This window comes from Streptomyces finlayi (assembly GCF_014216315.1).
Lineage (GTDB): Bacteria > Actinomycetota > Actinomycetes > Streptomycetales > Streptomycetaceae > Streptomyces > Streptomyces finlayi_A.
Genome location: NZ_CP045702.1, coordinates 1,453,801 through 1,475,104 on the forward strand (window position 1 = coordinate 1,453,801; position 21,304 = coordinate 1,475,104).

Annotated in this window: 14 protein-coding genes; 9 read left to right on the forward strand and 5 right to left on the reverse strand. The window is 69.6% G+C overall.

Annotated elements, in window-relative coordinates:
- Positions 1–24: 24 nt before the first annotated feature.
- The 3 genes from F0344_RS06645 to F0344_RS06655 form a co-directional block, all read right to left on the reverse strand.
- Positions 25–3,171: a DEAD/DEAH box helicase gene (locus F0344_RS06645; RefSeq protein ID WP_185297890.1), complete on the reverse strand. Its 3,147-nt coding sequence runs from the start codon at positions 3,169–3,171 to the stop codon at positions 25–27.
- Between the two features lie 132 nt (positions 3,172–3,303).
- Positions 3,304–4,710, reverse strand: coding sequence for a serine/threonine protein kinase (locus tag F0344_RS06650; RefSeq protein ID WP_185297891.1), 1,407 nt, complete (start codon positions 4,708–4,710; stop codon positions 3,304–3,306).
- A gap of 428 nt (positions 4,711–5,138) precedes the next feature.
- Positions 5,139–6,563, reverse strand: coding sequence for a non-reducing end alpha-L-arabinofuranosidase family hydrolase (locus F0344_RS06655; protein ID WP_185297892.1), 1,425 nt, complete (start codon positions 6,561–6,563; stop codon positions 5,139–5,141).
- Positions 6,564–7,733: 1,170 nt separating this feature from the next.
- Between F0344_RS06655 and F0344_RS06660 the strand changes: the two genes are divergently transcribed.
- Positions 7,734–9,164 (forward strand): endo-1,4-beta-xylanase, encoded by a 1,431-nt coding sequence (locus F0344_RS06660; protein WP_185297893.1) that lies wholly within the window; start codon positions 7,734–7,736, stop codon positions 9,162–9,164.
- Between the two features lie 448 nt (positions 9,165–9,612).
- Here F0344_RS06660 and F0344_RS06665 read toward each other — a convergent pair whose 3' ends face one another.
- Positions 9,613–10,224 carry a TetR/AcrR family transcriptional regulator gene (locus F0344_RS06665; protein WP_185297894.1) on the reverse strand — a complete coding sequence of 204 codons (612 nt, stop codon included), beginning with the start codon at positions 10,222–10,224 and terminating at the stop codon, positions 9,613–9,615.
- Positions 10,225–10,291: 67 nt separating this feature from the next.
- On the opposite strand from F0344_RS06665, the gene F0344_RS06670 reads away from it, so the two are divergent.
- The 4 genes from F0344_RS06670 to F0344_RS06685 all read left to right on the forward strand — a co-directional run bounded on the left by F0344_RS06670 (position 10,292) and on the right by F0344_RS06685 (position 13,812).
- Entirely contained in the window at positions 10,292–11,728 is a 1,437-nt protein-coding gene (locus tag F0344_RS06670; RefSeq protein WP_185297895.1) for a DHA2 family efflux MFS transporter permease subunit, read from the forward strand.
- On the forward strand, positions 11,725–12,426 hold the full coding sequence (locus tag F0344_RS06675; protein ID WP_185297896.1) for an SGNH/GDSL hydrolase family protein: 702 nt from the start codon (positions 11,725–11,727) through the stop codon (positions 12,424–12,426). Before F0344_RS06670 ends, F0344_RS06675 begins: the two co-directional genes overlap by 4 nt.
- 331 nt (positions 12,427–12,757) lie before the next feature.
- On the forward strand, positions 12,758–13,003 hold the full coding sequence (locus F0344_RS35510; RefSeq protein ID WP_258049714.1) for a DUF4277 domain-containing protein: 246 nt from the start codon (positions 12,758–12,760) through the stop codon (positions 13,001–13,003).
- Positions 13,004–13,164: 161 nt separating this feature from the next.
- On the forward strand, positions 13,165–13,812 hold the full coding sequence (locus F0344_RS06685) for a dihydrofolate reductase family protein (RefSeq protein ID WP_185297897.1): 648 nt from the start codon (positions 13,165–13,167) through the stop codon (positions 13,810–13,812).
- Between the two features lie 290 nt (positions 13,813–14,102).
- On the opposite strand, the gene heR is transcribed toward F0344_RS06685, so the two are convergent.
- Positions 14,103–14,861, reverse strand: coding sequence for a heliorhodopsin HeR (heR, locus tag F0344_RS06690; RefSeq protein WP_185297898.1), 759 nt, complete (start codon positions 14,859–14,861; stop codon positions 14,103–14,105).
- A 1,049-nt stretch (positions 14,862–15,910) separates the two neighbouring features.
- Between heR and F0344_RS06695 the strand changes: the two genes are divergently transcribed.
- The 4 genes from F0344_RS06695 (at position 15,911) to F0344_RS06715 (ending at position 21,144) form a co-directional block, all read left to right on the forward strand.
- A complete protein-coding gene (locus F0344_RS06695; RefSeq protein WP_185297899.1) occupies positions 15,911–16,810 on the forward strand; it encodes an MBL fold metallo-hydrolase in 900 nt (299 codons plus the stop codon).
- Between the two features lie 106 nt (positions 16,811–16,916).
- A complete protein-coding gene (locus F0344_RS06700) occupies positions 16,917–18,407 on the forward strand; it encodes a carboxylesterase/lipase family protein (protein ID WP_185297900.1) in 1,491 nt (496 codons plus the stop codon).
- A gap of 167 nt (positions 18,408–18,574) precedes the next feature.
- Positions 18,575–19,147 carry a hypothetical protein gene (locus F0344_RS06705; protein WP_185297901.1) on the forward strand — a complete coding sequence of 191 codons (573 nt, stop codon included), beginning with the start codon at positions 18,575–18,577 and terminating at the stop codon, positions 19,145–19,147.
- Positions 19,111–21,144 (forward strand): WD40 repeat domain-containing protein, encoded by a 2,034-nt coding sequence (locus F0344_RS06715; RefSeq protein WP_374940068.1) that lies wholly within the window; start codon positions 19,111–19,113, stop codon positions 21,142–21,144. Before F0344_RS06705 ends, F0344_RS06715 begins: the two co-directional genes overlap by 37 nt.
- Positions 21,145–21,304: the final 160 nt, after the last annotated feature.

A 21,304-nucleotide genomic window follows, 5' to 3' on the forward strand; every position in this document is an offset into this window, starting at 1 on the left:
TCGCGTGCTGCGCGGTGGGCAGGGTCATGTGCTCGGCTCCAGGACGGCGAGGACCCGCACCATCGGGTCGTCACCGGCGGTACGAAGGCGGGTCGCGGCTCTCTTCAGGTTCTCCGCGGCCCGTTCGCGGGCGCCGCGGCCGCCGCTGAACCCCGGGAGGGGCTGCTCGTGCCAGAGGCCGACGCGCTCCTCGTACTCCCGCAGCGGCTGGTCGACGCGCTCCTCCGCCTTGCCCCGCAGCTCGGTCATCCTGTGGCGGGTGGCGGCCACGGCCTCCGCCACGTGGCACTGGAGCGCGGCCGGGTCGCCCTGGGCGAAGTGGTCGGGCATGTCCGGGCTCAGTCCGAGCTCGGCGAGGAGTTCACGGGTCAGCTTGCGGACGCGCGGTCCCGCTCCGTCACCGCCGAGCCGGTCGACGGCGAGGAACGCCACGACGGTCGGGCGGCCCTCCTGGTTGGACCAGACGCCCTGGGTCAGGAACACCGGTTCCGGGACACGGGCGCGGTCGACCTGGAGTACGAGCGCCTGCTGACGGCCGAGCTGGACGAGGACCTTGTCGGTGATCCACTCCAGGACGGGGTGCAGCTCCCCGACGTAGTGGGCGTCCGGCCAGAGGGAGGGCGAGTCGGCGTCCTCCCGGGCCCGCTTCAGTGAGTCCGCCGCGTCCTTCCCGCTGAAGGTGAGCTTCATGCGCTTGGTGATGCCGTGGTCGCGCAGATAGCCGGGCGGCAGGACGTCGAGCCGGTCGGCGAGGTCCTCCGGGGTGTCGAAGCTGAGGTCGGTGCCGTCGACGGTGGTGTCCAGGCGGAAGGACTCGAGATCGGCGAGTTCTTCGAGTCCGGTCAGGACGTAGTCGCGGCGGTCGGCGAAGAGACGCAGTTCCTCGATGAACCGGAGGGGCGCGGGGGCGCCGGAGGCGGGTCCGGGGGGCGTCGTCGCCCCGCCGGACGGTTCGGAGGGGGCGTCGTCGTCGGAGACGTCGTCGGGGGTGTCCTCGAAGTCGAAACCGGTCTCGTCCTCGAAGTCCGTTTCGAAGGAGAAGCCGAACTCCGCGTCGTCGTACGAGTCGCCACCCGTGCCGAACTCGGCGTTGAGCCGCTGGGCGAGCGGCAGATCCTGCGGCGCCGTCCCGGATTCCCCGGTCAGGGGAAAGGCCTCCAGACCGGCCACCGCTTCCTGCGCGGACGTACCCCTGAACAACGCCTCCATGACACGCCGCTCCTCCAGCGTGCCGTCGTTCTCCTTGGTCGCGGCCTCCACGGCGCCGAGGATGGCGTGCACCTTCTGTTCCCTGGCGAGGACCCGCTCGGCGACATGGGTGTCATCCAGTGCGCCCTCGACCGCCGATTCGAGGATCATCGCGCGGAACTCGGGGCGCTGGGTCTGGCCGTAGCGGTCGATGCGGCCGTTGCGCTGCTCGACGCGGATCAGGCTCCAGGGCAGATCCCAGTGGATCAGGTGGTGGCACTGACGGTGCAGGTTGACGCCTTCGGAGGCTCCGTCGCCGGAGAGCAGGAGGCGGACGTCGCCGCCTGCTCGGGCGAACTCGTCGACGTACTCCATCTGCACGCGGTCCGATACGCCGGTGCTGTGCAGCACCTTGACCGCCGCCTTGGCGTCGTCCCCGTCCTTCCAGCCGAGCAGAGGCGGAAGCACCTGGCCCAGCCAGTCGAGCGTCTCGCGGCGTTCGGAGAAGACGACCGCGCGGGTGGGGCTGCCCGCCCCGACGCCGATCTCTCTCAGTTCGTCGACGAGCCCCGCCAGTTTGGAGGCCTCATCCGGCGCACCGCCTCCGGCCGTCGCCTGCTCGATGGCACGGGCCAGCTCCATGAGACGCAGGAGCGAGGCCGCCTCCGGGGTGACGGGTTCGATCCCGCTCGGGCGCTCGTCGGTGATCCTGTGCGTGCCGGTGAGGGCGTGCCCGGTCTTGGCCAGCCGGTCGCGGGCCGTGGCGAACAGGGCCCGGTGGGAGGAGAGGAACGACTTCAGCAGGACGAAGGGGAAGAGGTGATCCTCGGCGCCGGCCCTCGTCGCCGTGCGGTCGGCGGGTCGCTTCAGCCAGTGGTCGGCAAGCTCCTGGAAGACCGCCTCTTCCCTGCCGTTGGCCTGACGCCGGACCGGGCGGGAGTCACCACGCGGCGCCCAGCCCTTCAGCTGGTCGGCCACCTCGGCGCTGACCTTGGTGCGGCGCACCATCAGGTGCTCCAGCTCGGCGGCCTTCGGGTCACGGGGGTCCTTGACGGCCATGGGGTCGAGCAGCCGGATCAGCCCGGTGAAGGCCGGCATGTCGCCGTTGTGCGGGGTGGCACTGGCCAGGATGAGGGCGTCGGTGCGCTCGGCGAGAAGGTCGGCGAGGGCCCGTCGGTCGCTGCCCTGGTTGATGAGGTTGTGGGACTCGTCGATGACGACGGCGTCCCAGTGGATGTGCTCCAGCCACGGTCGGTAGCGGCGGGGGTTCTTCAGCGTGTCCATGGAGATGATCACGCGCTTGTAGTAGGTGAACGGGTTGCGTCCTGCCGGGATCTTCCGCTCGATGCGGGCGATGCCCGCACTGTCCAGACGGACCAGCGGCAGGGAGAACCGCGTCCACATCTCGTGCTGGAACTGTTCCAGGACGGGTGCGGGCGTGACGACGAGGATGCGCTCGCCCCGTCCCCGGCGGATCAGCTCTCCGAGCAGCGCCCCGATCTCCAGGGTCTTTCCCAGCCCCACCACGTCACCGATCAGGAGCCGCGGCCGCAGCGGGTTGGCGAGTGCCTTCGCGGCGGGCCGGAGCTGGTAGTCCATGCGGTCCAGGAGAAAGCCGTCGGCCAGGGCGAGACGGCGCTCCGTCTGGGGCAGCGGGGTCTTGCGGAGCACGGCTTCCAGGAAGAGACGGCTGCGCCGGAAGTGCGGCGAACCGTCGGCGATCAGCTTCGTGTCCTGCGGACGCAGCACGCGGGGCCGGTCCATCGTCGGCGCGAGGAACCGGGCCTCCTGCCCGCGCACGAGGTCGGAGGCGCCGACGGCCTCGATCAGGTGCTCCCCGGGCCGCACCTGCCTGCTGCTGCGGACCATCCACTCCTCGTCGCGGACCTCGATGACCGTGCCGGCCGGCGGAGGGCCCCCGGGTGCCGGCGTGGCCTGGGTGTCGGTGCGGGCCTCGGTGGTGCCGGGCACTGCGTCGGACATCGGGGGTGGTCCTGCCTCTCGGTTCATGGGGGTCTTTGAAGGGTAGGCGGTCCGCGCGGGCCGGAGGGCGGGCCGGCTGAGCCGGTGCACCCGCACGGAACCGGTCGGCGGTCCCCTGCGTACCGGCGCCTCCTACAGGTCGCCCCGGTGCGCGTACGCCTTCCGCAGCTCCGCGGCGACCTGCAGGGCAGCCCGCGGCAGGACCGGCGGCCGGTTCTGCCGGGCGGGCCGCGGAGGCGCGAGGACGTAGCTCGTGGGCAGCGGTGACACCGGGACGGGCGCCTCGTGGGCCGGACCGGCCTCGACGGCCGGTTCATGGGGGGCCGGCTCCTGGGGCAGCCGCGCGGGGTCCAGGACCGTGGGTGTGTAGCCCTGGGGCTCGGCTTCCTCTTCCGGGGCACCGGCCCCGGCCGCCCACTCGCTCTCGTCCGTGTCGGCGACACCGTAGAAACCGGGGTCGAGGTCCGGAGCGACGGGGGAGGCACCCCCCGCCCAGGGCTCGTCCGGTGCGGCACCGTCGTCGACCGCCTTCTGGGCGATCGCCCGGATCAGTGGGTCCACGTGACCGGTGAGCGCCTCGGGAGGAAGCTCCGGGGTGAGCCCTGAGGCGTGGACGAGGGCCCTGAGCTGTTCCGCAGCGACCTCGGGCGTCAGGTCGGCCTGGGTGAGGACCGCCCGCAGTCCCATGTCCACGCCGTCGAGGTCAGGGCGCTGCCCGGCCGCGGAAACGAGGATCTGCCCGAGCAGGGGAAGGAAGTCGGTGTGGACACCGCTCCAGTTGGGCGGCGTCAGGAGCGGCTGCACCGGGTAGGGCGGACGGCCCGTCAGCGCGAAGAACAGCACCGCGCCGAGCGCGTACACGTCCGCCGGCTCCTTGACCTTCGGGAAGTCGTGGAGCTGCTCGTACGAGGCGTACGGCCAGGACCCCCACGCCTCGCCCGGCTTGGTGACGGCCTGGCTGGTACGGCGCTCCGCCAGGACCGCGAGCCCGAAGTCGAGGACGACCGGACCGTCCGGGCCCAGGACCACGTTCTGCGGCTTGAGGTCCCGGTGGAGAAGCCCGGCTCCGTGGATCGCGCGCAGCGCGTCCACCAGAGCGAGCCCGAAGGCCGCGCAGGGCCCCGGGGCGAGCGGGCCGGCCTTCTCGACCACCCTGCACAGGTCGGATCCGGCGATGTAGTCCATGGCGAACCACGGACGCGGAGAGCTCGGCGGAGCCGCGGCGATCAGTGCGGGAACCCGGTCGCTGACGACGGTGCGCACCGCGTCGATCTCCCGGTCGAACCGTTCCAGCGCCGTGGGCTGACCATCCAGCAGACCGGGCAGGATCATCTTGACGACCACGAGCCGGCTCTCCGCCGGATCCCCGTCACCGTCCGGCTCCGTCAGCCGGTACGCGGCGGCCAGTTCATCACTGAGGCCTTCGAGGGGAAGCGCCCGGGCCAGATAGGCGACGCCCATTCCTCCCGCACCCAGCCGGGCGACCAGCTCGAAGGGCCCCACCACACGCGGGTCGACATCTTGGTCCAAGGATTCCACCGACGCACTCCCCCACACGGTCGTCGCGGCCCTCGCCCCGGCCACGCGGCTGTCGATCAGTCTACGACCGCCTCGAAGGCCCCTTCCGCGCTTACGTGAGACCCGTGCCCCTGCCGGGCGGCCGCGTGACGCGAATACGCCCTTGCCAAGAGCTGACCAGCCACGGGACGACATCAAAGCTGCCGTCGCCGCCGCCTACCCGGACGAGGGTCCGTACACCGTAGGGACGACGGCTGCCCGGACACGAACCGCTGCGAGTGGCGCTCCCGCGAGCCCGCACCGGGAGGTGAGAGGAACCCCGGCCGCCGCACGGCTGGGGTTCCTCGAGGCGGTGGTGTCGGTCAGCGGGTGGAACCGACCCCGACGTGAACCGCTTGCACACACGCCTGCGGACCGCACCACATCACGGTCACCGTGGATCGGGAAGGTCAGCGTCGCAGGGTGAGGACGCCCGGCCGCCACGGCAGTCGGTTGTATTCGCCGCCCGCGTTGGGGTCCTTGCCCTGGTAGAGGAACTGCAGGTTGCAGGGGTCGATGGTCATGGTCTGGTCGGGGTTGTCGCGGACCAGGTCACCGTGACTGATGTCGTTGGTCCAGGTGGCGCCGCTGTTGGCCTTGCCCGCGAAGGGGTTGCTCTCACCGGCGGCCTGCGGGGTCCACGACCCGTTCAGGCTGGAGGCCGTGAAGGATCGGAAGTAGCGCCCGTTCGCGCCCATCGCCTCGACGATCATGAGGTACTGGTTCTGGCCCTGAACCTTGTAGACCTGTACGCCCTCGAAGAGGTTGGCCTTCGTGTCGCTCATGATCGTCGTGTACGACGAGCCGAAGCTGCCCGGGAAGTTCCCGATCGGCATGCTCGCCCGGTAGATCCTGCCGTTGTCACCGGCGAAAAACAGGTACATGTTCTGGCTGTCGGCGATCAGGGTCTGGTCGATCGGGCCGGTGTCGGAGCCGGAGATGCTCCCGGTGAACAGCGGCTGCGGGGAGGACCAGCCGTTGGGGTCGGTGGGGTCGCTCGACGTGCGGTAGATGAAGGGCCACGCACCCCACTGGTACGCCAGCACCCAGATGTTCTTGGGCGCGAAGTAGAACAGCGTGGGCGCCACCGCGGCCTGGCTCATCCCGGTCTGGCCGGCCGACGCCATGTCCGACCAGTTCGTGAAGGGACCGAACATCATCGAGCCGTACGACGATCCCGACACGTTCGACGCGTAGACCAGGTGCCTGCCGTTGTGCGTCACGGTGGTGAAGTCCTTCACCGCGGCCCACCCGTTCGCCGGCTGCGCCAGCACACCCGTCGACGACCAGCGGTACGCCGACGGAAGAGAACACGTGCCGTCCGTCGGCGGCGTCCCGGTCAGACCGCTCCACTTCTGGTTGCTGCCGCCGTTGCACGTCCACAGCTGCACCGCCGTGCCGTTGGCCGTACCGGCGCCCGCGACCTCCAGGCACAGCCCGGACTCCACGCCGACGACCGTGCCGTCGGAGTTCACCCGCCACTGCTGGTTCGCGCCGCCGGAACAACTCCAGATCTGCACCCGGGTGCCGGCCGTGGTGGCGTGGCCCGGAACATCCAGGCACTTGTCGCCGTACACCGTCAACTGGTTGGCGTCCGTCAACGTCCACTGCTGGTTGGTCCCGCTCCAGCAGTCGTAGATCTGCAGGTAGGTGCCGTCGGTCTGGACGGCGCCCGGCACATCGAGACACCGGCCCGAACCGACACCGCGCAAGGCGCCACTGGCAGCCGCCTGAGCCGGGGTGGCGACGAGCATCGCCGCCACCGCGGCCAGGGCCGCGACCACGGCGGCGAGCACCGCGGACGGATGCCTGCGGCTGAAACTTCCTCCGTGCATGGGGACTTCCTCAACCTTGAGTGGACGGTTCCGGGTGGCCTCGTCAGAGGTTGCCCGGACTGTCGGTGTGGTGCGGTGTGCAGCGATCTGTGAGCACCACGGCGTACCGCGGCATTGGCGAGGTCATGACATACGCGCACGGCACGACTCCTGGCGGCACCGCGTTCGGGCGGTGCGACCCGGAGTCGCCCTGCTGCGCGATGGAGCGACTCGACACGTTCGTAATATCGAACAAGGGTCGAGGTATCGATCGCCCCTAATGATAGGGAGCCGGCGAACGGCGTCAATACCTCTCACATGTGTCGCTGTCGACGCCGAAACATTTACGAGAACCCAAGCGCGAAACGTCGCACGTCACACCAGCCGGCGGCCGGGTCGCACCACACTTGGCGCCGAATGGAGGTGGTCCAGCGCGGCCCGGACACCAAAGGGTTCACGTCGGCGCCGACGCGGTGTCTCGGCGAGCAGACCTTCGGGACCGTCGCTGTCGCGCCGACCGGAGACACTCCGGAGGTGCGCGATACGGCTCGCCAGCCCAACGGCCCGCACGGAGAAGGGAAGTTGGGCAAGAGGCGCCCGCACGCTCGTCCCCGACCCCGACCCCGACCCCGGCCCTGCGGCATCCGACGGCGGCGGCGCCGGGGGTTCGCCGTCCGACTCACCGGAATCCCGAAAGTTTCGAACGGGGGACAGAAACTTTTCCTGCGGGGAGTATTGACGATGCATCGTCAATGCCTCAAGTATTCCTTTCTGGGAAACCGGCCACAGCTCGACACTTCGAAGCGCACCGGCCTTGGGCAGTCCGTGCCGCACGGCAGATCCACGCACCACCGCACTGCAGATCCGCACACCGAAGCACCTGCGCCACCCCGTTTCGTTCCGGTGAGGTTCGCACCAGCGCATCCTGGCTCTTCACGCAGCTGGAGAGGTACGCGACGCCGCGTGGCGGTCCCCCGGCTGAGCCGCGATGGAGTACCCCCGTGCCTGTGTCGAAGACCGTCCCGTCCCATGACCGCGGTGTCCGGTGATTCCGTGCTGCCCGGTCTCCGGCCCGCCCCGTCCGTCCGTCCGTCCGTCCGTCTGTCCGTCCGTCCGTCCGCCGAATGGGAGCGGACGACGCAATCCCCTGCGCTTCAGTCCTTCCGTGATTTCTACCTTGGAGGCACAGTCATGGGCTCGTATGCCCTTCCCAGACCCGTTGTCCGCCGGAAGATCCGCAGCCTGCTGTTGGCGCTGGTCGCCGGCGTCCTCGTTGCGGTCGCCGCACTGGTCGCGCCGCCGAGCGCACACGCCGCCGAGAGCACGCTCGGCGCCGCAGCGGCGCAGAGCGGCCGCTACTTCGGCACCGCCATCGCCTCGGGCAGGCTGGGCGACTCGACGTACACGACGATCGCAGGCCGTGAGTTCAACTCGGTGACGGCCGAGAACGAGATGAAGATCGACGCCACCGAACCGCAGCGGGGCCAGTTCAACTTCACCGCCGCTGACCGCGTCTACAACTGGGCGGTGCAGAACGGCAAGCAGGTGCGCGGCCACACCCTGGCCTGGCACTCCCAGCAGCCCGGCTGGATGCAGAGCCTCAGCGGCAGCACACTGCGCCAGGCGATGAATGACCACATCAACGGCGTGATGGCCCACTACAAGGGCAAGATCGCCCAGTGGGACGTCGTGAACGAGGCCTTCGCCGACGGCAGTTCGGGAGCCCGGCGGGACTCCAACCTGCAACGCACCGGCAACGACTGGATCGAGGTCGCCTTCCGCACCGCGCGCGCCGCCGACCCGGCGGCCAAGCTCTGCTACAACGACTACAACGTCGAGGACTGGACCTGGGCCAAGACCCAGGCCATGTACGCCATGGTCCGGGACTTCAAGCAGCGCGGCGTGCCGATCGACTGCGTCGGCTTCCAGTCGCACTTCAACAGCGGCAGCCCCTACAACGGCAACTTCCGCACCACTCTGCAGAACTTCGCCGCCCTCGGCGTCGACGTGGCCATCACCGAACTCGACATCCAGGGCGCCCCGGCCTCGACCTACGCCAACGTGACCAACGACTGCCTGGCCGTCCCGCGCTGCCTCGGCATCACCGTCTGGGGCGTGCGCGACACCGACTCCTGGCGATCGGAGCAGACGCCGCTGCTGTTCAACGGTGACGGCAGCAAGAAGCCCGCCTACACCGCCGTCCTCGACGCACTCAACGGCGGCTCCACCACGCCCCCTGCGGATTCCGGACAGATCAGGGGCGCCGGTTCGGGCCGCTGCCTGGACGTGCCCGGCACCAGCACCACCGACGGCACCCAGCTCCACCTGTGGGACTGCCACGGCGGCACCAACCAGCAGTGGACGTACACCGACGTCGGCGAGCTCAGGGTCTACGGCAACAAGTGCCTGGACGCCGCCGGCACCGGCAACGGCTCCAAAGTCCAGATCTACAGCTGCTGGGGCGGCGACAACCAGAAATGGCGCCTCAACTCTGACGGATCCATCGTCGGCGTCCAGTCCGGCCTCTGCCTCGACGCCGTCGCGGGCGGCACCGCCAACGGAACCCTGATCCAGCTCTACTCCTGCTCGAACGGCAGCAACCAACGCTGGACCCGGACCTGACGGGACCTGCCACCAACGAAAGGGCGCATCGATGACGGCCTGCGGTGCGGCTTCTCCCGCCCCTCCACGAAGTCGTCGTTGATGGTCCCGGGTCGCCGCCGTAGTGGCGGCGACCCTCGCGATCGGCATACTCGCCGCGGTGAATCCGGCGCCCGCCGAGGCGGCGACGGTGGACACCGGCAGTGGGCCGACCACAACGGGGCCAACCAACAGCGGCAGACGATCAAGCTGTCGTCCGGCGGCGGACGCGGGAGCACGTCCTTGCGCAGGGGAGGGCGCGGGGCAAGGAGCACGCCTTCATGCACCGCAGGTCAGCCCGGCCAAGGGCTCGTTGCCGCAGGCGGTGTATTCGAAGACCGAGATGCCCACCGCGACGCCCACCATGATGAGCACCGCTGCCGGCGGCGCGATCCGGATGGTCGCGAGCAGGAGTCCTCCCGCGCAGGGATCAGTCCGTCGAGGGGACGCCCAGGATGGCGTGCATACCGCGCAGCGCCCAGTCTTCCGTCTGGTTGTCGCCGTGAAGAAGTCTCGCCGGGGTGATGCCGGAAGCCAGGGACTCCAGCCCGAAGACGACCTGGGGCGCGTCCGTCCGGTGCGGGAGGTCCCCGGCGGCGACGGCGGCGCCGATGTCACGGCGAAGGGTGTCCCGCCAGCGGGCGCGGCCCTCGGCGATCCGGTCGTGCACAGCGCCGGTGCGACCGTCGTAGTCGTATGTGACCTGGGTGAGCAGGCAGCCCCCGGAGTAGCCCGGATCGACGGCGTAGCGCACCCAGGACGCGCAGACGGCCAACAGCCGCGGCAGCCCCGCATCGAGGTGGCGCACCGGTTGCCAGACCCGGGTGCGGAAGTCCTCCAGGACCAGTTCCACTGTCTCCAGCTGCAGCTTCTCCTTGCTGCGGAACTGGCCGATCACCCCCGCCTTGCTCATCCCCAGCCGCTCCGCGAGCCGACCGATGGTGACGCTGTCCAGGCCCTCCACTGAAGCGAGTTCGCCGGCGGCGCGCAGTACCGATCGCCGGGTCTCGAGCGCTGCCTGAGCCGATGCACGTCCTGCCATGCCCGACAGTTTAGCAAACGACCGTACGGCATTGACGTACGAACGATCGTACTCTTAAATCCTCGCCATGACGCCTTCCACCTCCACTCGTCGCGCCTCCGTCGCCCTGGTACTCGCCTGCGCGGGCACCTTCCTGAGCTTTCTCGACGCCACCGTGACCAACTTGGCGGTCCCGCCGATCGCGGACGACTTCGACGTCTCGCTGACCACCGTCTCGTGGGTCGCCACCGCCTATATGATCCCCTTCGCCGCCATGCTCGCCCCGGCCGGGCCGCTGGCCGACGCGGTCGGCCGTGCCCGTCTGTTCCTGATCGGCGTCGCCGTCTTCACGGCGTCGTCGCTGCTGATCGCCGTGGCCCCGACCCTGCCCGTGCTGCTCGGCGCCCGCGCCGTCCAGGGCCTGGCGGCGGCTCTGCTGGTACCCGCCTCGCTGGGGCTGGTACTCGCGGAGATCCCCGCCGAACGCAGGCGCGCCGCGATCGGCATGTGGAGCGCTGCGGGCGCGCTGGCCGCCGCCGCGGGACCAGCCCTCGGCGGCGTCATGGTCGAGGTGCTCGACTGGCGAGCGCTGTTCTGCCTCAACCTGCCGGTGGGCGTCTGGGTGCTGATCGCCGGAAGGAAGCTGCTGACCGGCGAGTCCCGCACCGGCCGGGGGCCCGACCTCGCAGGCGGCCTGCTGCTCGCCCTGTGCGTCGGCTCGGCGGTGTACGGCCTGACGCAGGGCCCCGGCCACGGCTGGTCCTCGGTGTACGTGCTGGCCGCCTCCGGCGTCACCGTGCTCTCGGGCGTGGCGACCGTGATGCGGGCGCTTCGGCATCGGCGACCGGCGCTGCGACTCGACCTCTTCCACAGCAGGTCCTTCGCCGTCGCGAGCGGCGTCTCCCTCGCGTACGGCACCGCACTGTTCACCTCGATGCTGCTCGGCGTGCTCTTCCTGACCGACGCCTGGAACTACTCCGCCCTGGAGGCCGGCCTCGCGATGAGCCCGGCGGCGCTCGTGACCGCCGTGGTCGCCATCGGCATCGGACGGCTGCGCATCGCCCTCACCCCACGCACGACGGTGGCGGCGGGCTCGGTCCTCGTCGCCGCCTCAACGGCCGCCCTGGCCCTGCTGATCGACACCGAGCCACACTTCTGGACGCTCTGGTTGCCGGCCGGAACGGTGATGGGAGTCGGCGTCGGCATGGCCACCGTCGGCATCTCCAGCGCCGCCACCTTCTCCGTCGCGCCCCAGCACTTCGCCGCCGGGACGGGCATGGTCATGGCGGCACGCCAGGTCGGCGGCGGCCTCGGCATCACCGCCACGGCCGTGATCATCGCGGAGGTCTCGGGCACGGGCGCGGAACCTTACGCCGCCGTGTACTGGTTCGCCACCGCCGTCACCCTGGCCGCCGCCGCCGGCGGTCTCGCCCTGCGCGTCGCGGCCCCACCCCTGCCGCACCCCGCAACCGCGGCCGACCGGTCCCCGGCCGCCGCCCGGATACTCGAAGGAGACCAGCGATGACCTCCCAGCCGCACCGGACCCCCGTCCAGGATCTGGCCGCCAACCCCGCCGCCGAGTTGTCCGACCCGTACTGCATGACCCCGGACGCCGCAGCCGAACTGCTCCGCGATCTCCCGTGGAACCGGCTGGCCGTGGCGGGCGACAGTGTCACCGCCGGCGTGATGGACCCCCTCCCCGGCTACCGCGACCGATCCTTCGCCGACCGCTTCACCGACGCCCTCGCCGCCACACGCCCCGGCTTCGCCGCGGTCAACCTGGCCACGCCTTACCTGCTTCTCGACGAGATCCGGGACCAGCAGCTCGGCCCTGCCCTGGAGTTCGAGCCGGACGTAGTGATGGTGAGCGCAGGCGGCAACGACGCCTTCCGCGGTTTCGACCCGGAGAAGCTGCGGGCCGAACTGGCCTCGTTCCTGACACCCCTCGCCGAGAGCGGCGCCCTTGTCATCACCATCGGTCTGTTCGACCTCGCCCGGTCGGGCCTCGTCCCGCCGGAACACGCCGACGGCATGGCCCGCCGCTTCGACGAGCTCGACCGCATCACCGCCGGCCTGGCACGCGCACTCGGCGGCGTCCACGTCGACACCCACCACCACCCGCTCGCCGCCGACCCGGGCATCTACTCCACCGACCGCATCCATGCCAACGCCCGCGGTCACGCGGTCGCCTTCGCCGCCATCGCAACCACCCTGGCCCAGTAGGGTCAGGGACTGGCGCGGTGGCTGGCGCTCCGTTTCCGGTCCCCGCCGCTTCATCCTCCAATGAGTCGCCCGCTTGGGGCAGTTGGGCGGGCACTACCACGAACCGAGTTGGGTGCAGATCTTTGAGGGTCTGGCCCACCTGCGGTTTTGTACGGATCGAGTCCATCGTCGCCACGGAGCCATCGCGGCCGACCTGCCCGTCCGTCTCTCACGGCACCCGTTCGTCCGCGTCGGCACCGAATGGCCGGGCGCAACTGACGCGGCGTAGCGGTGCTGGACCACGAACCCGCGTCCCCGCCGGCCACGGACGGAACGCCCCCGTATGGAGTGCGTGATCGAGTCCGTGGTGACCAAGCGTTTGGGCGCTCTGCCCGTCGCTGCCGGGTTTCTGCGCCGGCTGGATGTTGCGGGGATCGTCGATGCTCTTTGCCCGCCCGATCCCCGGGCGGAGCTGACGCACAGCCAGGTGATCGAGGTGCTGGTGGCCAACCGGGAGCCGGCCCGCCGGGCCGCGGCCGCCCGCGGCGAAAGCAAGGGCCAAAAGACCCGCCGCCCCCGCTGGACGCTCGCCCGGTGAGCCGTACGCGGCCGCGCTGGGGGACGACCACCGGGGAGTCGTCGCCCGCCGCGCGGCCGCAGGAGTTCGATGAGAACTGCACGATGCGGCGATGAGCATTCCCGGCCCGGCCGGTCTACCGTTCGTCAAGTGATCAGAAACCGCGAAGCAGGAGGAGCGACATGAGCCAGTTGCTGCGGGTCCAGAACTTCACCGTCTCGAGCGACGGGTTCGGCGCCGGCGAGGGCCAGAGCCTCGAGAAGCCTTTCGGCCATGCCGATCCGGGGAACTTGCTCGCGTGGGCCTTTGCCACCGACCACCCACCCATCAACCGCTCCGAACCTGGTGGCAGCCGAGGTCTGGACGACTACTTCACGCGGGACTACGCCCGCAACATCGGCGCCGAGATCATGGGCCGCAACAAGTTCGGACCGCAGCGCGGGCCCTGGCAGGACGACGAGTGGCAGGGGTGGTGGGGTGACGAGCCCCCGTTCCACACGCCGGTGTTCGTCATGACGCACCACAACCGCCCGTCGTTCACGCTCTCCGACACAACGTTCCACTTCGTCGACGGCGACCCGGCCGCGGTGCTCGCCCAGGCGAAGGAGGCGGCTCAGGGCCAGGACGTCCGGCTTGGCGGTGGGGCCACGATCATCCGGCAGTTCCTCGAGGCCGACCTCGTCGACACCTTGCATGTGGCGGTCGCGCCGACGAAGCTCGGCTCCGGGGCCCGGCTGTGGAAGTCCCCCGATGAGCTGCTCGACCGGTTCCACCAGGACGTCGTGCCCAGCCCGAGCGGCGTGACGCACCACCTGTTCTGGCGGAAGTGAGGCCGGACCAGCCAGCCGGCGCGGGCTCCGTCGCCGACGTCCAGCGGCGTCGGAGAAGCATTGAGCGAACACACTTGCGGATGCCGGGGGTTGAGCATGTAGGGCTGGCATGGGACCCAGCCTGATGCGGGCCGAGGTCCGGCGGCAGGCACAGATCCGGCGGGCTTGGTGCTGGTCATGAGGCGTGGTTCTCCTGTCGTGCCCTCTCAGGCCAACCCGCCGAAGCGGAACGTCTCACCCAAGGCTGACAGAGAGGGTGGGGGCCGGGAACGGCCCCGGACGAAGGAGGTTCAGCCGGCCAGCGAGCCGGTGAAGATCTGCCAGGCCAGGAGTGACTTCGCCACGAGGCTGAGAACCAGGTAGGCCTTCTCGCCGTATGCGTAGTCGGACCACCGGCCGACTCCGCGGTACTGGAGCCACTGGTTGAGACCGAAGCTGAAGAAGAGGGCGGCCTGGACGAGAACGATCCCGTACACGAAGCCGGGGATGGCCCCGGTCGCGACGATGTTGTACGTGATCGAGAGCCACGGCGTCACGCCGACCAGCGTCCCGAACCAGAACGGGAGCATCGTGGTCACCGCCCGTCCCGGCGGGTTCATCTCCTCCTCGATCCAGCCGAAGAGAATCATCCCGACGTTGGCGCCGATGACGGCGATGACGGCGTTGAGGCTGGTGATGCCCGAGTAGAAGCCGATGAGGAGCACCATCAGGGTCGCGCTCAGCGCGTACTCCAGCCACCTGAATCGGTTGATGCCGCGTCTGAGGTCGCGTTCGTAGGTGCCGCGGCACACCGTCGCCGTCAGCAGGTGGTCCAGTGCCGCGAGGGTGAGGAAGACGGCGACGGCCCAGCCGATCGGCACGTCGAACAGTGCTTCGGGGGCAGGCGCCTTCGTCCCTGGGGGCCCCTCGGGCAGAGAGGAGGTGACGGTGATCGAGAAGCTGCCGGCGAGGAAGAGGATCGCCAGGGCCTGGACCAGGTGCAGCAGCGTGAGCCCCACGTTCCACGCACGGAGCCCGGCGAGGCGTTCGGCGGTGACACCGGTGGCCACCGGTGTGCCGTCCTCTCTTCTCAAAATTCCTCCCGAGGGTCGGCGCCGCAGTACGTCTGCATGGTCGTCCCGTCCGGGTGGGGATGACGGCAATCACGTCGCTGCCCCGCCAAAAGCCACACGAGTGGCACAACGAACCGCCGCACCCGCCGCCGCACCCGCCGGTCTCCGGGACGGTCCGCGCGCCGAGAGCGAGTTCGCCCCCCATCCCCTTCGGTGCTGATGTGGCCCGCGTCCACGGCCGCATCTGTGCCGCGGTGATCAGCGAGGGCCCAAGCCGCGTCGCCGGGGGCCCGGCCCGATGATCGCCGCCATCGCTGTGGCCGAGGGCCTTCCCCTCCACTCCTCAGTAGGGCCGGGGACTGGCGCGGTGGCTCACGGCTCCGTTTCCAGTCCCCGCCGCTTCAAACCGTGCATGCAGTTCTCCCGCACACGGCTTTCCGACATCGTTCACCGGCTGGCATGCGCTGTCGCCCTGCGTACGTTCCCGGTAAGTCGATAGACCCCGAGCCGGGTGATCCACTCATAGGTATAGCGAGTGGCCCAGTTCCGGCTTTGTCGGGGCCGCTCTCACCCTCACCGGCATCCCCCGGATCAGGCTGCCCCCAGCTTCATCACCCTGCTGCGACAGGGACGATAGCGACGGTCTCTCACCTCCGCACGAGTTCACAGCGCCTCACGGCGCACTGACACCACCCCCCAGGTCATCCGTTCGACAGGGGGACACAGTCATGCCGGGCCCGGAGGCCAGCGGTCCCGTTGCAGGACCGCGAAGAACATGACGGGGGCAGCCAGACCCTGCTGATCCGTACCCCAGCAGGGTGAGGCGCGGCTCAGAGGTGCCGCACATACTCGTTTCCACTGCACGCCCGCCTGCGCGGCCATCCCCCACCTCCATGACCTCGCGTTCGGGTCGTGCCGGGCTCATCCAGCCCGACCCGAACGGGAGGCCCAGGCCGGTGAACCTCACCCTCCCGGGCAACACGGGATCCACGCCAGGTCCCACCGGGCCTGAGCAGGAGACGAATCACAGACACAGGAGCAGCGTCATGAGCGACATCACTCTCGGCCAGGTCGAGGTAACACGGGTCGAGGAACTGTACGGACCGGTCGGCATGACCCCGGAGGTCTTCTTCCCCGAATCGCCCAAGCACAAGTGGGACGAGCACCGTTCCGTCCTCGTCCCGGACTTCCTCGACGATGAGACCGGCATATGCAGGATCGCCGTGCAGACGTGGGTGCTGCGCAGCGAAGGCAGGACCATCCTGATCGACACCGGGGTCGGCAATCACAAGGAACGTCCCTACGCACCGTTCTGGGGTCACCTGGAACTGGACTTCCTGGGCAACCTGGCGCGGGCGGGCGTGCAGCCCGACGACGTCGACATCGTCATCAACACGCACCTGCACGTCGACCACGTGGGCTGGAACACCCGCCTGGAAGGCCAGTCCTGGGTGCCGACCTTCCGCAACGCCTCCTATCTGATGCACAAGGCAGACTTCGAGTTCTGGAACCCGGCCAACAACCCCAAGATCGCCGGCGGGGTCAACCAGAACGTCTTCGAGGACAGCGTCGCACCGGTGTACGCCGCCGGGCAGGTCACGCTCTGGGAAACGAGCCACCGCATCGACACCGCTCTCCATCTGCAGGCCGCGCCCGGCCACACCCCGGGATCGAGCGTCGTGATGCTGGCCTCCGGCACCGAACGCGCGGTCTTCGCGGGCGACCTGCTGCACTCCCCCTTCCAGATCATGCATCCCGAACACAACAGCTGCTTCTGCGAGGACGCCCACGCCGCCCGCAAGACCCGGGGCGAAATTCTCGGCCGGGCCGCCGACACCAACGCGCTCGTCCTGCCCGCCCACTTCACCGGCCACGGCGCGCTGGAAGTGGAACGCAGCGGCACCTCGTTCGGCATCAAGCGGTGGGCCTCGCTCGACCGGCTCTGACCCCCGGCCGGACCCCTGGCCGACACCGAAGGCCCGGGTTCCGGACCTGCTTCATCCCGGACACGTTCAGTCCGACCGCCCGCCGGGCCCAAGGAGAGGAACCCTCGTGAGACATGACACCGGCCCCCTCGTCACTACCGCTCAGGGAGCGGTCCGCGGCCTGCATCAGGACGCAGCCACCGTCTTCCTCAACATCCCCTACGCGGCTCCCCCCCTGGGAGCCGGCCGATTCACCCCGCCGCAGCCGCACGAACCATGGAACGACGTACGGGACGCCACCGTGCCGGGCCCCAACGCCCCTCAGTCCGAGCGCAAGCTCGGCGAGGTGGACATGACCCCCTACTTCGGTGCCGGCTGGAGCCGGGGAGCGGACTACCTCACCGTCAACATCTGGAGGCCCACCACCACGGACGAGGACCTGCCCGTCATGGTCTTCATCCACGGCGGCGGATTCGTCGCCGGATCAACACGGTCCGAGCTGTACGACGGCTCCGGCTTCGCCCGGCACGGCGTCGTACTCGTCACCGTCAACTACCGGCTCGGCATCCCAGGCTTTCTCGACCTCCCCGGAGCGCCCGCCAACCGTGGTCTGCTCGACGTGGTGGCCGCGCTGCGCTGGGTGCGACAGAACATCGCCGCCTTCGGCGGTGACCCCCGCAACGTCACACTCTGCGGCCAGTCGGCCGGGGCCACCATTGTCGGCGGCGTCCTCGCCACGCCCCGGGCCACCGGCCTCTTCAACCGGGCGATCATCCAAAGTGGCAGTGGGCTGGGGGCGTTCACCCCCCAGCAGGCCCGTCGCGTCACCCGGGCAGCAGCCGACGCTCTCGGGGTCGAGCCCCTCGCCGACGCCTTCGCGAGCATCTCCGACGAGCGGCTGGTCGAGACCGCCGGCCGGCTCGCGGGCATCGACCTGCGAACTCCGACCCACTACGACCCCTTGGTCGGACTCAGCCCCTTCAGCCTGGTCCTGGACACACAGCCCGCCATGTCCGTCGCCGCCGGCCACGGTGGCGATGTCGACCTGCTCATCGGAACCAACGCCGAGGAAGGAAACCTCTACCTCGTCCCCACCGGCAACTACGCCGCCTCGACCGCGGCCGACGTCAACGCGTTGGCTGCCCGGACGCACCCGGACCCGGTACGGCTCGTCGAGACCTACCGCACGGCACGGCCCCAGGCATCCTTCGGTGAACTGCGGTCCGCCATCATGGGCGATGCCGCGTTCGGTGCGGGCACCCGGGTTCTGGCCGACGCGCATGCTACACATGCCCGATCCCGCACTTTCGGCTACGAGTTCGCGTGGCGCTCCCAGGCCGTGGGAGGCGAACTCGGCGCCACCCACACGATGGAACTCCCCTTCGTTTTCGACCGCGCGCATCTCCCCGAACTGCACGGCCCCAACGGCCTGCTCGGCCCCCAGCAGCCCCCAGCGGACCTCGCTTCCAGGACGCACGGTGCATGGGTCCGGTTCGCCCGGACCGGCGACCCCGGCTGGGCCCCGTACACCCGTGAGCGCCGAACCACCATGCGCATCGACGCGGAGTGGACCGAGGCCGACGACCCCCGAAGCCAGGAACGACAAGCCTGGAGCTGACGCGCGTCCCACCCGCCCACACCCTCCTCCCACGGGCCACTGTGGAGTCGGCCGAGACCGTCCACTCCACGGTGCCGGGACGGGTCGTGCCCGGCTCCGATCGCTTGTCGCTGTGACCGTGACCTCAAACCCGTCGCCGCACGGTTACCGTCTGCGACAGTTCTTCCGTGACTGATCCCCAACTCCAGGACATCTCTTTCGGCGGAGTGCTGGTGCACCGGCAGCTCTCGGCGAACGCCCGCGACCTCGCCATGCGTGTGGTGGACGAACTCGCGGGCCAGTTGTCCGCCTACGGGGCGCTGCCGTTGGAGGAACTGCGCAGCGAGATCATGAGAGTGGCGTACCAGGGCATTCACGGTTTCGTCGAGGTGCTGCGCACAGGGGAGCTGCCGGGGCGTGAGCAGCTCGCCGTCATCCGGGAGGCGGCCGCTGACCGCGCCGAGGAAGGGCTGATGCTCGACTCGGTGATCAGTGCCTACCACCTGAGCGCGCAGGGTGGTGCTCGATACGTTGACGCCGATGGCGGGGCCGCACGACGTCCGGGCTGTCCTCACGCTGAACCGGGTGCTGATGCAGTACCTCGATGGTCGTCGGCCAAGTCATCGTGTACCGGCTGGAGAACCCGTCCCCGCCACAGGTCGACTGGCCGCGCGACCGGGTGCCGTACCCAGGACTGGACGCATTCGCCGAGGATGAGGCCACCGTGTTCTTCGGCCGGGAAGCGGTGGCTGCCGACCTGACAAGGAAGCTGCACACTTCGTCGGATCAACCGACGAACCGGTTCCACGTACTCGTCGGCGCGTCAGGTAGCGGTAAGTCCTCACTGGTCAAAGCCGGTGTGGTCCCACGGCTGCGGGAGCATCGGTGGACGCTCGTGCCCGTCTTCTCCCCCGGCCCGAACCCGCTCGGCGCTCTGGCTACCGCCCTGGCGGCCGCGAGTGACGGACAGGAACAGGTGACCGCCGTCCTGCGGCGGCTGCGCCAAGGGCCGGATGCCTTGAAAATCGAGCTGTCCCGGCTGCGCGGCGGCCGTTTCCGGCGCGTGCTTCTGGTAATCGATCAGTTCGAGGAAGTGGTCACCCTCACCAGCGAACGGGAACGTGCCCAGTTCTTCGACATGCTCCGTTCCTGCGTGGATCAGGACCCCAGTGTTCGTGTGCCGGCCACACTCCGGGTGGACTTCCTGGGCCGGATCCTGACCACAGAACATGCCGACCTGTTCCAGCACCCCATTACTCTGGGAACGTTGGGAAGAGAACAATTCGCACAAGTGGTAGAGCGTCCCGGCGCCCTGGTGGGACTTACATTCGCTCCCGGGGTGATCGACACGATCCTGGACGAAGCCGGAACGGACGATGCTCTGCCGCTGCTCGCCTACCTTCTCCAGGAGCTCTATTTCGCCTCCGGCCCCGGCGAGACGGTCACACCGGAGCTGTACCGCAGCCTCGGGGGTGTAGCGGGTGCTCTCGCACGGCAAGCGGACCAGACCGTGGCGGAACTCGGCCCGGACAACGGGATCGACTTCGTCCTCCGGGTCCTCCTCCGGTTCGTCACGGTGCAGGGCCAGGATGTTGCTCGCGAACGCGTGACGTTGTCGGACCTCACCGCTCGCGAACGGCGCGTCGTGGACGCCTTCGTCGATGCTCGGCTGCTCGTTTCGGACGCACACGGCGATGCGGTGTCCGGTCAGCAGCCCTGTGCGCAGGTGACGCACGAGGCCCTGTTCCGCCAGTGGGCGCCCCTGCGGCAGAAAGTCGAATCACGCATCGAGCAGTTGCGCGAGCGCGCCGAGCTGGGGCGGTGGGCCGAGGACTGGGAGCAGTCCGGCCGCAGCGACGACTATCTCCTCACGGGGGAGCGACTCTCCCTGGCCCAGCGCCGGCTCGCCGCGCTCGAAGAAATCGGCCAGGCGACACAGCCGGCCCGCACACTCGTCGAGCACTCCCAGCATCGTGATCTCACCTTCCTCCGCCGCCTGTCGGAGAACATCGGCCAGTACGCTCTCGGCAGCGCGGAGAGCCACCCGGAGCGGGCCATCCTTCTGTCCCTGGCCGCCCTCGGTGAGTGCACCCCGACGCCTTCGGCCCGTCGTGGTCTCATGACGGCATTGGCGTCCAGCCATCTCCGTGCCCGGCTGGACGGGCACACGGACACGGTCCGACACGTGGCCTGGTCACCCGGCGGCCAGTACCTGGCCACCGCCTCGCGGGACGGCAGCGCACGTATCTTCGACGCTGCGTCCGGCCGCTCGCTGCTCGTCCTGCCGTCAGACGGTGCCATGGTCGAGTCGGTCGCCTGGTCGCCAGACTCCAGCCTGATCGCAACGGCGGGCAGGGAGCGAGTCGTACGCGTATGGGACGCCCTGTCCGGGGAGCCCGTCCGGCTGCTGACCGGGGCCACGGACACCGTCAGGCAGGTGGCCTGGTCGCCGGACGGCAGGTACGTCGCCGCCACATCGAAGGACTGTGTCGTACGGGTGTGGGACGCCGAAACGGGCCGCATCACGCAGGAGTTACGCGGACACCGCGATGACACCTGGGGCGTCACCTGGTCACCGGACAGCACCCGCCTCGCCTCGGCCTCTCACGATCAGACAGCGATCGTCTGGGATGTGGCAGCCGGAGCATCCGTCGCCACCCTGACCGGTCACTCGGACTTGCGTGTGACCTGCTTGCCGAGACACTCCTGCATGTCATCAAGATCGTCTGCCAGTTTTTTCAACTGCGACGAGGTGTAAGCGAGTTCGGGTTCTTCACCCATGCCGGCCCCCCACGTTCGAACCTGCATTCCAAGCCGGAGACAACCCTAACAAGGGGACACACCTTCACAGGCATGCGGTGTCACGCACCGCGCATACCTCCATCGCCCCTGTCACAAGGGGCGGGCTTCGGAGGGCC

Excerpts from the sequence above, each read along its gene's own strand:
- F0344_RS06655 (WP_185297892.1), bottom strand. The coding sequence starts at position 6,563 with ATGCACGGAGGAAGTTTCAGCCGCAGGCATCCGTCCGCGGTGCTCGCC.
- F0344_RS06670 (WP_185297895.1), top strand. The coding sequence starts at position 10,292 with ATGACGCCTTCCACCTCCACTCGTCGCGCCTCCGTCGCCCTGGTACTC.
- F0344_RS06645 (WP_185297890.1), bottom strand. The coding sequence starts at position 3,171 with ATGTCCGACGCAGTGCCCGGCACCACCGAGGCCCGCACCGACACCCAG.
- F0344_RS06675 (WP_185297896.1), top strand. The coding sequence starts at position 11,725 with ATGACCTCCCAGCCGCACCGGACCCCCGTCCAGGATCTGGCCGCCAAC.
- F0344_RS06660 (WP_185297893.1), top strand. The coding sequence starts at position 7,734 with ATGGGCTCGTATGCCCTTCCCAGACCCGTTGTCCGCCGGAAGATCCGC.
- F0344_RS06695 (WP_185297899.1), top strand. The coding sequence starts at position 15,911 with ATGAGCGACATCACTCTCGGCCAGGTCGAGGTAACACGGGTCGAGGAA.
- F0344_RS06665 (WP_185297894.1), bottom strand. The coding sequence starts at position 10,224 with ATGGCAGGACGTGCATCGGCTCAGGCAGCGCTCGAGACCCGGCGATCG.
- F0344_RS06685 (WP_185297897.1), top strand. The coding sequence starts at position 13,165 with ATGAGCCAGTTGCTGCGGGTCCAGAACTTCACCGTCTCGAGCGACGGG.